We start from the raw sequence: 12,458 nt of genomic DNA on the forward strand, positions 1-12,458 counted from the left end.
GTGCATACTAGTATGCACGTCTTTTTTATTTAGAGCGGATGTTTAATCGTTTCATACGATACTGCAAGCTTTGCCGGGTCAGCCCTAATATCTTAGCGCTTTTTGAGATGTTGTGGTTATGTTGTTCAAGCGTTTGTTTAATACATTCTGCCTCGAACGCTAACAGCTGTTCCTTTAAAGGAAGAGAAGAATGAAAAGTACTTGGATAAGAAGGTGCTTCACTGCTTGCTTTATTTTCAAAATGTTCATGCTGTTTTAGCTGAAACTTTGTTCTGTATTGGAAAGGAAGATGAGAATATTGAATAACATCTTCATCCATCACCAAGTTCATCGCGCCTTCAATAATGTGTTCTAGTTCCCGTACGTTCCCTGGCCAGTCATAAGAGAGAAATGAAGACATGACTTGGTGATCTACGGTTTTGACATTCATCTGAAACAAATCATTGTATTTTTTGATAAAAAACTTTGTTAATTCAATAATATCTTCTTTTCGTTCCCGAAGAGGAGGAATAAAAAGCGTCACGACGCCAAGTCGGTAATACAAGTCTTTGCGTAATCGATTTTCTGCAATCGCATCGATTGGGTCTTCATTCATGTTCGCGATGACTCGAACGTTCACCGGTTTATCCACTGTATCGCCAATTCTGCGTACGGTTTTTTCTTGCAGCACTCGAAGAAGCTTAGCCTGCAGGTTTGGATTTAACGAGTTGATTTCATCTAGCAGTAATGTGCCTCCTTGAGCTTGTTCAAAAAGGCCTGGATTATCCATTGCACCTGTAAAAGCTCCGCGTTTCGTACCGAACAAAAGGCTTTCAATTAAATTATCCGGTAGCGCAGCACAGTTTTGTGAAATAAAAGGAGCAGAAGAGCGGCTGCTGCCATTATGTATGCTTTGAGCAAACAGTTCTTTCCCTGTACCTGTTTCTCCAATAATTAAGACGTAAGAAGGAGTTCTAGTTGCGCGCTTAGCGTCTTCAATAACATCGTGAACGGCTTGACTGCTTCCGATAATGCTATCAAACGTAAACCGTGTGTTTCCTTTTTGCCTAATGTTTTGTCGGATTAGACGCTCTAGCTTTGTCACGTCCTGAGCAATTTCAACCGCTCCTTGAATGACCCCGTCTTTTAGAATTGGGAATGTATTATTAATCGTCGTGATTTCTTGTCCTTGATTGTTGAAATACGTTTGCTTAACGTTAACCGTTTCTTTTCCTTTTTGCAGCGCTTGTACAAGCGTGCTTTGCTGATTTTCTTTAAACATAAACACATCTAGCAAGTTTTTATGTAAAACGTCTTGTTCATCCATCAGCTCCATCTTTGTCATCTTTTCATTATAAATAATGGTTCTTCCTGTTTCATCGACCGCATGGATACCAGCGTCGACTTTATTTAAAATGGTTTCATATATATGTTTAAGAGTGCTTAATGTATTGGTCATTCAAATACTCTCCTTTAGCGGTGTTCATATCTCTATTTAAACAAAAATAGCTGAGTTCTGATAGTGTTTCTACATAAAAATAAATGAATGACCGAAGAGAAATGTTATCCGTTTACAATAGACCCCCCATTAATGTGCAGAACTTGACCAGACATATAAGAAGAATCAGAACTTGCCAAATATACATAGGCTGGTCCGAGCTCAGAAGGCTGTCCTGCTCGTTTCATAGGTGTATTAGACCCAAATGTTGCAACTTGCTGTTCGTCGAACGTAGATGGAATAAGAGGTGTCCAAATGGGTCCTGGAGCTACGCCGTTTACGCGAATGCCTTTTGTTGCAAGCGAAGCTGATAAAGAACGCGTAAACGCGACGATAGCGCCTTTGGTTGAAGAATAATCAATCAGCTGGTCATGCCCATGATAGGCTGTCACAGATGATGTATTAATAATAGCGCTTCCTTGTTTTAAATGAGGCAATGCAGCTTTGGTTAAATGAAAGATTGAAAAAATATTCGTTTGAAACGTACGGGTAAGCTGTTCAGTCGTGATATCCGTAATGCTTTTTTGAGGATGCTGTTCAGCTGCGTTATTGACTAAGATGTCTATTTTCCCGAAGGTTTGAATGGCCTTTGAGATGACTTCTTGACAAAAATGCTCATCTCCTATGTCACCAGCAAGTAACAAACAGGAAGCCCCCATTCGTTCAACTTGTTTCTTTGTTTCATTTGCATCATCGTGTTCATTAAGATAGGTTACGACAATATTTGCGCCTTCTTTAGCATAATGATAAGCGACAGAACGTCCAATTCCGCTGTCTCCGCCTGTGATAATGGCTACTTTGTTTTGTAATTTTCCGCTTGCCTTATAGTCTGGAGCGATAGAGGTAGGGATTGGATGCATATCTTTCTCAATACCTGGCTGAGTTTGCTGATGTTGAGGAGGGAAGTTTTGTTTTTGATTTTGATTCATTAGTATACACTCCTTAATTAATTTGAGTATGTAAGCGTATACTAGTATTTGTTAAGAATGTGTATCTATGCATAAGGGGAGGCTTGAATGAATAAAAAAAGGCGTTGAAAGAAAAAATGAATGCCGAGGCATTCATTTTTTAGCGGTAATTAATAAATTGTACGTCAATAGGTAAGTCAGCACTGCGAATAGCTGAAATAATTTGCTGCAGGTCATCACGATTTTTACCGCTTACGCGAAGCTGATCATCTTGAATTTGGCTTTTTACTTTTAAACCAGTATTTTTAATAATTGTATTTAGCTTTTTAGCGTTATCTTTGTCGATACCTTGAATTAACTTGGCGCGTTGTCTAACCGTTCCTCCAGAAGCATTCTCAATTTTTCCGTATGAGATATTGCGTGTAGGTACGCCGCGTTTAATAAGCTTAGAGATCAGTACGTCTTTTAACTGTTCAAGCTTAAATTCATCATCAGAAATAAGAACAAGCTCTTCGTTTTCAAGCGAGATTTCGCTTTTACTGCCTTTAAAATCATAGCGGGTTTTAATTTCTTTTGTTGCCATGGTAATGCCGTTTGTTACCTCTGATAAATCGACTTGTGACACAATGTCAAATGAACTATCTTTAGCCATAATAACCTCCATATGTAAAGAGTTTGTTCTTTTATTATAAATAAAACACAAACCGTATACAACTGATATTGAATAGAGAGCCGGTAATTGATACAATACAAGTTATGCTTTTTGTTGTAAGCTATAGAAGCAGCTTTTTAAACAATGCATGCATTTAAGTTAATTTAAAATTTAACATGCTGTTCGATGCAAAGTGAGAAGGTATGTGGTGAAGGAATAGTCACTACTAATTTATATAAAGGATGGATAGAACGATGAATGTAGAAGCTGGGATGAAAGCGTATTTAACAGTAAACCGGGAAACGCCAATTGGTTATATGTTAGCAGAAGGTGAAGAAGAAATTTTGCTACATAAAAATGAAACAACAAGAGAACTTGCTGAAGGAGAAGAAGTAGAAGTTTTTCTATACCTTGATCAGCATGATCGCTTAACGGCAACGATGCACTTGCCACTTGTTGAAGAAGGGGTCTATGAGTGGGTTGAAGTCGTAGATGTTAATCCAGGTTTAGGTGTGTTTGTAAATATCGGCATGAATAAAGATATGTTAATTGGTTCAACAGACTTACCTTCGTTAGAAGATCTGTGGCCTGAAGTCGGAAGCAAAGTTTACTGCACGATGAAAATTTCAAAGCGCGGTAAGATGTATGGGAAAATTGCTACAGATGATGTAATGAAAGCAATGGCATTAGATGCTCCGCCCGAACTTTTTAATCGTGAAGTGAGCGGATATATCTACCGTGTCCTGCGCGTAGGTTCATTTATTATGACAGATGAAGGATACGTTGGATTTATTCATGAAAGCGAAAGACGTAAAGAACCAAAGCTTGGTACGTATGTAACCGGCCGCGTAATTAATGTAAAAGAAGACGGAACGTTAAACGTATCGCTTCTTCCGCGTAAACAAGAAAGCATGGATGAAGATGCACAAGTACTATACGATTATATGGAAAGTCGCGGTGGCGTTATGCCATTTTGGGATAAAAGCTACCCAGAAGATATTCGTGAACGCTTTAATATGAGTAAAGCTGCATTCAAACGTGCGCTTGGTAAACTGATGAAAGAAGGCAAAGTTTATCAAGAAGAAGGATGGACATATTTTAAAAAAGAAGAAAACTAAAAGGAGAAGCCGCTGAAAATTCAGCGGCTTCTTTTTATAAGTGATCAGTTTTTTTAGAAAATGAATGTTTTCCAAGCTCACGGTTATGCTTAGCTTGAAGATTCTTTTCGTGAAGCTTTGCGTTATTATCTTTTGCTTTTTTATCGTTATCGCTTGTTTTTGGCATTCAGATACACCCCTTTTTTATCGTATCTTTAGAATGCCCTCATCTTTTTAAATTATTCGATGGTTTCATTCAAAAAGAAGACTGCAATCGTTCCTGGGCCAGAGTGAGAACCTATGGCTGCACCAATAATATTAATGATAAAATGTTTAGTTCCAAAACGTTCTTGAATCATTTCTTTCAGCTGAAGAGCTGTTTCTAAATCATCTCCATGGCTAATTCCAATGGTTTGAGAAGAGAGGTTTTTTCCTCGCTCTTCCATCACATCAAGCATGCGTTTGAATACTTTTTTGCGGCCGCGGATTTTTTCGATTGGAATTAATTTTCCATCTTCCACATGAAGTAGTGGCTTAATATTAAGCAAGCCCCCTACAAAAGCAGAAGCTTTGCTCACACGTCCTCCTTGAGCAAGAAAATCTAAGTCATCGACCGTAAAAATATGTTCCATATGCAGAGCATATTGCTTTATTTTTTCTGTCATCTCTACTAGTGAGAGGTCTCGTTCTAATAATTGTACTGCATAATAAGTAACTACTCCCTGACCAAGAGATGCACATTTTGTATCGATTATTTCTAATTGAAAATCGGGATATTTTTCTAAAAGTTCTTCACGAATCATCATTGCTGTTTGATATGTACCGGACAATTCAGAAGAAAAAGCTAAATAAATGCACGAATTACCTGATTTCGCTATGTTCTCAAAGACTTCATACATAGTAGTTGGAGCCGCCTGAGATGTTTTTGGCATTTTGCCTTTACGGATGGCTTCGTAGACAGAAGCTGGTTCAATCGTTTGTAGATCCAAATATTCTTGGGTATCCAAGCTTACGCGAAGCGGTAAAAAGCCAACGTCATTTTCTTGAAAAAAGGGTAAAGGCAAATCGCTTGCACTATCGGTTAAAAGTTTAATTGACATAAATGTCACCTTCCTAATTGCATTTATAAAACATTAAAAGAGTTTGATATATATACATTGAAAAGAGTTATATACGACATAGTATTAGTGTATAAGCACTTTGAGGAAAATACAATTTTTGAATAAGTTTTTTTAATTCTGTCAAATCGTACATACTATATGTACTAACTATTTTAAAGATGCTGACTTTATTCATTTTAAAATGGGTATAAGAGAGTATGAAGTTTTAAAAAAGCGGAGGTCGGTGATTTGAATATTTGGCTTGAAACAAAAAAAGCGATAGTCGTCTTGGTAGGAGCATTATTGAATGCGCTTGCGCTCAACTTGTTTTTGATACCTGCTAATGTATATTCAAGCGGCTTTACGGGAGTAGCACAGCTTGTTTCGAGTATCGTGACAGACTACACTCCTTTTACTATTTCCACTGGCGTACTGCTGTTGCTATTAAATATTCCTGTAACTATTTTAGGGTGGAAAAAAGTTGGAAAGTCATTTACTGTGTACAGCTTTATCAGCGTTGCTGCAACAACTTTATTTCTTGGAATTGTTCCTGTTCAAGCACTTTCGAAAGACATCATTCTTAACGCAGTTTTTGGCGGCGTTATTTTAGCGGTAGGAGTAGGGATTACACTGAAATTTGGAGCTTCAACTGGTGGGCTCGATATTATTGCCCTGATTTTGTCTCGAGTAAAAGATCGACCAATTGGCACTTATATGTTCATATTAAATGCAATTATTATCGTGCTAGCAGGTCTTTTATATGGTGCTGAAAAATCCCTTTATACGCTAGTGACGCTTTATACAACAACTCGCGTCATTGATGTTATTCATACGCGTCATGTCAAACTAACAGCAATGATCGTAACAAAAAAAGGAGTGGAGCTAAGAAAGGCAATTCACGCCAAACTCGTGCGAGGGATTACGGCGGTACCGGCTAAAGGCAGCTTCACAAACGAAGATAAAGAAATGCTAATGATTGTTTTGACTAGATATGAATTATTTGACTTGGAACGAGTGATTAAAGAGGTAGACCCTAAAGCATTTACCAATATTGTTCAGACAACAGGAATCTTTGGTTTATTTCGCAAGGATTAAAAAGAGTCCAGGTATTAATTACCTGGACTCTTATATTAATGTGTACCTTTTAACTCATTAGAAAGTTCTTGAAGCTGAGCTTGTTCTTCAGGTGAAGCGTTTTGCTGTGCATGAGACAGCATGTCAGCTGCAATATTTTCGTCAGAAGCTGCCGACGTATAAGTCTGGGACGGTTGCTGATTTTGACCAGCTGCTCCCAATGTATTCTGAAGCTGTTGAAGCTGAGCTTGTTCTTCAGGTGAAGCATTTTGCTGTGCATGGGACAGCATGTCAGCTGCAATATTTTCGTCAGAAGCTGCCGATGTATGAGACTGGGACGGTTGCTGATTTTGACCAGCTGCTCCCAATGCATTCTGAAGCTGCTGAAGCTGAGCTTGTTCTTCAGGTGAAGCATTTTGCTGTGCATGGGACAATATATCAGCTGCCACGCACTCACTAGACGTGTGAGCTTCACTGTGAGCGTGAGAACGACCGCCTTCTAAAGTGTTTTGAAGCTGTTCAAGCTGAGCCTTCTCTTCTGGAGAAGCATTCTGAACGATATGAGACAGCGTATCTGACGTGATATCTGCGCTTTTCTCTTGTGAATGTGATTCTCCATCTGTATGATACGCTTGATGTAATGAATTTTGAAATTGCTTCAACTGCTCTTGTTCCTGTGGAGACGCGTTAGAAGCAATACTATTTAATACGCTTTCTGAAATATCAAGCTCACCGTTGCCGTGCTTTTGACGGTGAAGATGATCTTCTGAATGACCGGATACTGCATTTCGAATAGCATCTTTTACTTGACCAAAAAGTGAATTTTTCATAAATTACTGTCCTCCATGAGGAGTTTGGCGCTGCTGAGCTTGAAATGCTTCTGCCTCCGCCATAGTCATATGATAAGGAATTCGTTCATCATGTTTTTGAACTGCATCTGCACCTTGTTTCACAAAACGTTTTGATCGATTGCTTCTGCCCATCATAAATTCCTCCTCGTAATATAAATAAAACCGACACCTTAAGAAGTGTCGGTTATAGTGTGTGCTAAATAAAAAAAATGATAGCGATAAAAATTTACCTTGCTTTTCAAAAAAAGCTAAGTTATAAATTTAACGTTTTTTCCAAATAATAAGCAATACCATCATTTTCATTTGATTTTGTTACTTCACGCGCTAGCTGTTTTAATTCGCTAATACCATTTTCCATGGCAATTCCATGCCCTGCAAATTTAATCATTTCAAAATCATTGTCTTCATCTCCAAACGCAATAATTCGTTCGCGAGGAATTTGATAATGATTAGCTACGCGCTCAAGACCTACAGCTTTATTAAGTCCTTTTTTTACAATCTCAACCACATGCCAAGGTGCTCCCCAGCGTCTATGCTCTAATACTTCTGCATGGACATCTGAAAGATGAGAGCGTATATCTTGTACATGTTCTTCATCTGCATGAATTAAAATAGAGGTTGGATCATGCTGCAACGTATGACGCAAATCACCCGTTTGTAATTTAGGATCTCCTAGGCTAAGTACATCCATTAATTTTCGATCTTCAAAATGAAGGTACACATCATCTTGCACTTCCGCCATGATGTTAGTGATGCGATAGTCTTGCATAGCTGTCACAATGTCGTGAACAGTGCTTCGGTTTAAAGGTTCGTGATGCGTGCCAAAATTAGGCTGAAGGGGATGATGGACAAGCGCTCCATTAAAGTTTACGATAGGCGTGGATAAATCTAATTCGCTGTAGTACATAGCACTAGAACGATAAGGTCTTCCAGTTGCAATCATCACAATATGGCCTTCTTGCTTGGCTTTTTCTAATACTCGTTTTGTTTTAGGTGAAATGGTTTTTTCGTTCGTTAATAATGTTCCATCAAGATCTAATGCGATTAAGTGTTGATCGTTTCTCATATAGGCTCCTTTTAAATTGAAGTAGTTATACGATTATATTGAATTCTACCAATATTCATGCTTCTATTCCCATATTTTACACAACTTTTCCTTATGAGAAAAGCAGAACGATTGACATGTAAAAACTGTCTTGTTACGGTGTAAGTCATAGTTCTTGATTGCTTATGAAAAATTGTTTCAGGGTATATTTAATACGTGAAGATAATTACGGAAGCAAAAGAAAGGAGAATGAATGTGGATAAACAGTTAGAAGATAAAATCATGGAATCACTAGAAGAAGTAATTGATCCAGAGCTTGGCGTTGATATCGTAAATTTAGGTTTAGTGTACGGGGTAGAAATGGAAGAGAACAACACGGTCATCGTTACGATGACGCTAACTTCCATCGGATGCCCACTAGCTGGTGTGATTGGAGAACAAGTGAAGAAGCAGTTAATTTCGCTTGAAGAAGTAGAAAATGTAGAAGTGAATATCACATTTAATCCGCCCTGGGATAAAGATCGCATGACGCGCTACGCTAAAATTGCATTAGGTGTTCAATAAAAAGAGGCTGGGACAAACGTATTTTAGTTGAAGGAAGATCCGAACGATGAATTGAGATTCATCGTTCGGATCTTTTCATTGTCATAGTGAACATAGGTTTCATGTATGCAGTGGCTTCTAGCTGTTGATTGGAGGCAAGGCGAAGACTCCTGCGGGAAAAGCGTAAGCGGCGAGAAGACTCACCGGCCCCCGCGAAAAGCGAAGTCTTGCACGGAAACCAACAGCGGTGTAACAAGTAATCCATACTAACTCATTTATCCCATTTGTTCATCTTTAGATTGGATTGATGTAGCTATCTCTCAATCTCTTTTCTTATTCAATTCTGCACAATTCTACAGGGCAGTCCTCGCAGTCTATTTCTTTCTTCAAGAAAGAAAGCTTATGAATGATAATCCTTCCATCCGTCATTGAAATCACGTCGTTCTTTCGCAATTCAGCGAGCATGCGATTGACCACTTCTCGAGATGTCCCGCATAGGTTGGCAATTTCTTGATTTGTCAAAGTTACGTTTAATAAAATCCCATTCGGTTTCATTACTCCAAAACTATTGGACATGCGAATCAGAGTAGAGTATAGAGCTCCTTTCTTTCCATTTAGAATTAAGTCTCTAAACTTTGTCTGCATTCGCTTAATTTGTAATCCCATCCACTTCATATACTCCATAGAAAGAGAAGGGTATTGTGCTAGTTCGTTTTCTAATACCCGTTTTTGAATACTAATCGCTGTACAAGACTCAATAGCTTTTGCTTGAAGCATATGGGGAGTAGATCCGCAAAACAGCATGACTTCCCCCACTAGGTCTCCTGAACTCGCCAGCTGAAGCGTCAACTCACGTCCTTCTGGTGTAACTTTACTTACTTGAACGGCCCCCGAAGTAATAAAAAATAAATGAGTTGAAGTCGAACCCTCTTGAAAGAGGAAGTCACCTTTTTTAAACGAAATCTTATGATCAAAGTTCATAAAAAATTGCTGGAGCTCATTTGAAAAAGAATCCGTTGTGATGTTCATCATGTTATCACCTTTTAAATAAAATTTTTGCGACTGTTACTTCTAATCTATTAAGTTAGAACAGTCTGTATATGCTGTACGTCCACTAGCCGTATGAAAAAATGCCATACGGGTGATTTTTATCGATATTCTCATTATACACAAAAACAACCAGTGTTTTCCAAAACTATCTGTGAACAATAAAAAAAAAATAGAAAAGTAGTTATAAAAATAAAAACTTATGAATAAATAAAAATGTTTAAAAATATAGAATAAAGTGTTGGATTTTTTAAATATTCATTTGATTTTATTTTTATACGGTATTATAATGATAAATAATTCAAATAGTTACGTGGAAAAAGGAGTTTTAAAATGAAACAATACAAGGTAGGAATTGTTGGAGCAACAGGGTATGGAGGAGTAGAATTGATTCGTTTATTAGCGAATCACCCGCATTTTCATGTTTATGCAGTTTATTCATCTTCTCAGGATGGGATGGAACTAGCAGAAGTTTATCCCCATCTTTCTAATACTGTATATACGCTGCAAGATATAAAACCTAAGAACATGGCTAAAGAATTGGATTTAGTGTTTACAGCAACTCCGTCCGGTGTTTCTAGCAAACTTGTACCTCAATTGATAGAAGAAGGAATAAAAGTGGTAGATCTATCTGGAGATTTTAGATTGAAAACAGAAGCGCTTTATGAAAAATGGTACAAAAAGCCTGCCGCAGCCGAAGCGTTTTTACAACAGTCTGTGTATGGGTTATCAGAATGGTTTGCAGAAGAAGTCGAAAGCAGTACGTTTGTTGCGAACCCGGGATGTTATCCAACTGCTACACTGCTTGGGCTAGCTCCTCTCGTTAGTAAAAAAATGGTGAAGTCAAACTCTATTATCGTTGATGCAAAGTCCGGGATTTCAGGAGCAGGACGCGGTCTTTCGCAAATGGCTCATTATGCTGAAATCAATGAAAATATGAAAATATACAAAGTAAATCAGCATCAGCATATCCCAGAAATCGAATCTATTTTAGAAAAGTGGGATGAGGAAATTGGTCATGTTACGTTCAATACACACTTAGTGCCAATGACGCGAGGAATTATGAGTACTATATACGCTGAACTTTCTGAAGAGAGCACAGTACAAGAGCTTCATCAGCTATATGTAGATACATATCAAGACTCCCCGTTCGTTCGCGTTCGAAAAGCTGGTGAATTTCCATCTACTAAAGAAGTAAGTGCATCAAATTATTGCGATATTGGTATTGCATTTGACGAACGAACAAAGCGTGTCACGGTTGTTTCTGTCATTGATAACTTAGTTAAAGGAGCAGCCGGTCAGGCCATTCAAAATGCCAATATCATGATGGGGTTTGAACAGCAAGCGGGTATTGAGTTACTGCCGGTCTTCCCATAAAAGCACAGCATCACTAATCACGATAAAAGCAGGAGGGAACATATAGTGATTACGGTTAAACAAACTAAAGAAAAGATAAAGAAAATAGAGAACGGTACAATTGTAACGCCGCTAGGTTTTTCAGCAGATGGCGTTCACGCTGGTTTACGCTATGCGAAAAAAGATTTAGGGGTTATTGTAAGTGATGTGCCAGCTAATTGCGCAGCTGTTTACACGCTTAATGCCTTTCAAGCAGCGCCTTTAGCCGTTACAAAAGAAAGTGTAGCAGTGGAGCAGAAGCTGCAAGCGATTATTGTAAACAGCGCATGTGCAAATGCATGTACTGGAGAACAAGGGTTAAAAGATGCATACCAAATGCGAAATACATGTGCAGAAAAGCTTAATATTCTACCTCATCATGTAGCGGTAGCTTCTACAGGGGTAATTGGAGAGCTTCTAGATATGAAAAAAATTGTCAAAGGTATTGAGTTATTAAGCCCTTCTTCAAACAAAGAAAAAGCAGAAGAATTTCAAACGGCTATTTTAACAACAGACACAGTGATGAAGTCAGCCTGCTATGAAACAAAAATTGACGGCAACACGGTTATAATTGGCGGCACAGCGAAAGGATCAGGCATGATTCACCCAAATATGGCTACGATGCTTAGCTTTATAACAACGGATGCTAAGATTGAAGCGTCAGTGTTACAAGATGCGCTGCGTTCTATTACAAATAAAAGCTTTAATCAAATTACAGTGGATGGTGATACGTCAACCAATGATATGGTTGTTGTTTTAGCAAATGGAAAGGCCGATCACCAATCGCTTACACCAGATCATCCTGAATGGACTTCGTTTTATGAAGCACTGCGTTTGACGTGTGAAGATTTAGCCAAGCAAATTGCACGTGACGGTGAAGGGGCAACAAAACTAATTGAAGTTAACGTATCTGGCGCTCACACAAACGAAGAAGCAAATGTGATTGCTAAACAAATCGTGGGCTCGAACTTAGTGAAAACGGCAATGTATGGAGCCGATGCCAATTGGGGACGAATTATTTGTTCAGTTGGTTATAGCGGAGTAGCGCTTAATCCAGAAACAGTGAACGTTTCGTTAGGTAATATCCAGATGTTAGAAAACAGCCAGCCTGTTTCATTTAGTGAAGAAGAAGCAAAAGCTTATTTAGAAAATGATACGGTTGAAGTCTATGTTGACTTACAGCAAGGAAGTGGAATTGGCAAAGCGTGGGGCTGCGATTTGACTTACGATTATGTCAAAATCAACGCCAGTTATCGAACGTAAGGAGAG

15 protein-coding genes are annotated in these 12,458 nt (G+C 38.4%); 6 read left to right on the plus strand and 9 right to left on the minus strand.

Going from position 1 to position 12,458, the window contains the following annotated elements; genetic code table 11:
* Nucleotides 1-25: 25 nt before the first annotated feature.
* The 3 genes from ACLHDF_RS14540 to ACLHDF_RS14550 all read right to left on the minus strand — a co-directional run bounded on the left by ACLHDF_RS14540 (nt 26) and on the right by ACLHDF_RS14550 (nt 3,037).
* Nucleotides 26-1,438 (minus strand): sigma-54 interaction domain-containing protein, encoded by a 1,413-nt coding sequence (locus ACLHDF_RS14540; RefSeq protein ID WP_413919461.1) that lies wholly within the window; start codon nt 1,436-1,438, stop codon nt 26-28.
* Nucleotides 1,439-1,542: 104 nt separating this feature from the next.
* The gene (locus ACLHDF_RS14545; RefSeq protein ID WP_413919462.1) at nt 1,543-2,406 is read right to left on the minus strand and encodes an SDR family oxidoreductase; all 864 of its coding nucleotides are present in this window, start codon (nt 2,404-2,406) and stop codon (nt 1,543-1,545) included.
* Between the two features lie 139 nt (nt 2,407-2,545).
* Nucleotides 2,546-3,037 carry a YajQ family cyclic di-GMP-binding protein gene (locus ACLHDF_RS14550; RefSeq protein ID WP_013055376.1) on the minus strand — a complete coding sequence of 164 codons (492 nt, stop codon included), beginning with the start codon at nt 3,035-3,037 and terminating at the stop codon, nt 2,546-2,548.
* A gap of 254 nt (nt 3,038-3,291) precedes the next feature.
* On the opposite strand from ACLHDF_RS14550, the gene ACLHDF_RS14555 reads away from it, so the two are divergent.
* Complete coding sequence (locus tag ACLHDF_RS14555) at nt 3,292-4,155, plus strand: S1 RNA-binding domain-containing protein (RefSeq protein ID WP_413919463.1); 864 nt, start codon at nt 3,292-3,294, stop codon at nt 4,153-4,155.
* Nucleotides 4,156-4,189: 34 nt separating this feature from the next.
* Here ACLHDF_RS14555 and ACLHDF_RS14560 read toward each other — a convergent pair whose 3' ends face one another.
* Entirely contained in the window at nt 4,190-4,321 is a 132-nt protein-coding gene (locus ACLHDF_RS14560) for a DUF3941 domain-containing protein (protein WP_013055378.1), read from the minus strand.
* Nucleotides 4,322-4,373: 52 nt separating this feature from the next.
* Nucleotides 4,374-5,234, minus strand: a complete 861-nt coding sequence (locus tag ACLHDF_RS14565) for a DegV family protein (RefSeq protein ID WP_413919464.1) — start codon at nt 5,232-5,234, stop codon at nt 4,374-4,376.
* A gap of 249 nt (nt 5,235-5,483) precedes the next feature.
* On the opposite strand from ACLHDF_RS14565, the gene ACLHDF_RS14570 reads away from it, so the two are divergent.
* The gene (locus ACLHDF_RS14570) at nt 5,484-6,329 is read left to right on the plus strand and encodes a YitT family protein (RefSeq protein ID WP_413919465.1); all 846 of its coding nucleotides are present in this window, start codon (nt 5,484-5,486) and stop codon (nt 6,327-6,329) included.
* 35 nt (nt 6,330-6,364) lie between these two features.
* On the opposite strand, the gene ACLHDF_RS14575 is transcribed toward ACLHDF_RS14570, so the two are convergent.
* The 3 genes from ACLHDF_RS14575 to ACLHDF_RS14585 form a co-directional block, all read right to left on the minus strand.
* Nucleotides 6,365-7,138, minus strand: a complete 774-nt coding sequence (locus tag ACLHDF_RS14575) for a DUF3813 family protein (protein WP_413919466.1) — start codon at nt 7,136-7,138, stop codon at nt 6,365-6,367.
* A 3-nt stretch (nt 7,139-7,141) separates the two neighbouring features.
* Entirely contained in the window at nt 7,142-7,291 is a 150-nt protein-coding gene (locus ACLHDF_RS14580) for a hypothetical protein (protein ID WP_413919467.1), read from the minus strand.
* Nucleotides 7,292-7,412: 121 nt separating this feature from the next.
* Nucleotides 7,413-8,225, minus strand: coding sequence for a Cof-type HAD-IIB family hydrolase (locus tag ACLHDF_RS14585; protein WP_413919468.1), 813 nt, complete (start codon nt 8,223-8,225; stop codon nt 7,413-7,415).
* A gap of 234 nt (nt 8,226-8,459) precedes the next feature.
* Between ACLHDF_RS14585 and ACLHDF_RS14590 the strand changes: the two genes are divergently transcribed.
* Together ACLHDF_RS14590 and ACLHDF_RS14595 are read left to right on the plus strand one after the other, a co-directional pair.
* Complete coding sequence (locus tag ACLHDF_RS14590; protein ID WP_013055384.1) at nt 8,460-8,768, plus strand: metal-sulfur cluster assembly factor; 309 nt, start codon at nt 8,460-8,462, stop codon at nt 8,766-8,768.
* 105 nt (nt 8,769-8,873) lie between these two features.
* Nucleotides 8,874-9,017, plus strand: a complete 144-nt coding sequence (locus ACLHDF_RS14595) for a hypothetical protein (RefSeq protein ID WP_413919469.1) — start codon at nt 8,874-8,876, stop codon at nt 9,015-9,017.
* A gap of 63 nt (nt 9,018-9,080) precedes the next feature.
* Here the strand turns inward: ACLHDF_RS14595 and ACLHDF_RS14600 are convergent, their stop codons facing one another.
* Entirely contained in the window at nt 9,081-9,779 is a 699-nt protein-coding gene (locus ACLHDF_RS14600; RefSeq protein WP_413919470.1) for a Crp/Fnr family transcriptional regulator, read from the minus strand.
* Between the two features lie 348 nt (nt 9,780-10,127).
* Here ACLHDF_RS14600 and argC point away from each other — a divergent pair, with 348 nt between their 5' ends.
* Together argC and argJ are read left to right on the plus strand one after the other, a co-directional pair.
* The gene (gene argC / locus ACLHDF_RS14605; RefSeq protein ID WP_413919471.1) at nt 10,128-11,171 is read left to right on the plus strand and encodes an N-acetyl-gamma-glutamyl-phosphate reductase; all 1,044 of its coding nucleotides are present in this window, start codon (nt 10,128-10,130) and stop codon (nt 11,169-11,171) included.
* A gap of 45 nt (nt 11,172-11,216) precedes the next feature.
* Complete coding sequence (gene argJ / locus ACLHDF_RS14610; RefSeq protein ID WP_413919472.1) at nt 11,217-12,452, plus strand: bifunctional ornithine acetyltransferase/N-acetylglutamate synthase; 1,236 nt, start codon at nt 11,217-11,219, stop codon at nt 12,450-12,452.
* Nucleotides 12,453-12,458 lie beyond the last annotated feature (6 nt).

It is taken from the genome of Priestia megaterium, from assembly GCF_046599315.1.
GTDB lineage: Bacteria > Bacillota > Bacilli > Bacillales > Bacillaceae_H > Priestia > Priestia megaterium_F.

Excerpts from the sequence above, each read along its gene's own strand:
- ACLHDF_RS14540 (WP_413919461.1), bottom strand. The coding sequence starts at position 1,438 with ATGACCAATACATTAAGCACTCTTAAACATATATATGAAACCATTTTA.
- ACLHDF_RS14545 (WP_413919462.1), bottom strand. The coding sequence starts at position 2,406 with ATGAATCAAAATCAAAAACAAAACTTCCCTCCTCAACATCAGCAAACT.
- ACLHDF_RS14550 (WP_013055376.1), bottom strand. The coding sequence starts at position 3,037 with ATGGCTAAAGATAGTTCATTTGACATTGTGTCACAAGTCGATTTATCA.
- ACLHDF_RS14555 (WP_413919463.1), top strand. The coding sequence starts at position 3,292 with ATGAATGTAGAAGCTGGGATGAAAGCGTATTTAACAGTAAACCGGGAA.
- ACLHDF_RS14560 (WP_013055378.1), bottom strand. The coding sequence starts at position 4,321 with ATGCCAAAAACAAGCGATAACGATAAAAAAGCAAAAGATAATAACGCA.
- ACLHDF_RS14565 (WP_413919464.1), bottom strand. The coding sequence starts at position 5,234 with ATGTCAATTAAACTTTTAACCGATAGTGCAAGCGATTTGCCTTTACCC.
- ACLHDF_RS14575 (WP_413919466.1), bottom strand. The coding sequence starts at position 7,138 with ATGAAAAATTCACTTTTTGGTCAAGTAAAAGATGCTATTCGAAATGCA.
- ACLHDF_RS14580 (WP_413919467.1), bottom strand. The coding sequence starts at position 7,291 with ATGGGCAGAAGCAATCGATCAAAACGTTTTGTGAAACAAGGTGCAGAT.
- ACLHDF_RS14585 (WP_413919468.1), bottom strand. The coding sequence starts at position 8,225 with ATGAGAAACGATCAACACTTAATCGCATTAGATCTTGATGGAACATTA.
- ACLHDF_RS14595 (WP_413919469.1), top strand. The coding sequence starts at position 8,874 with ATGCAGTGGCTTCTAGCTGTTGATTGGAGGCAAGGCGAAGACTCCTGC.
- ACLHDF_RS14600 (WP_413919470.1), bottom strand. The coding sequence starts at position 9,779 with ATGATGAACATCACAACGGATTCTTTTTCAAATGAGCTCCAGCAATTT.
- argC (WP_413919471.1), top strand. The coding sequence starts at position 10,128 with ATGAAACAATACAAGGTAGGAATTGTTGGAGCAACAGGGTATGGAGGA.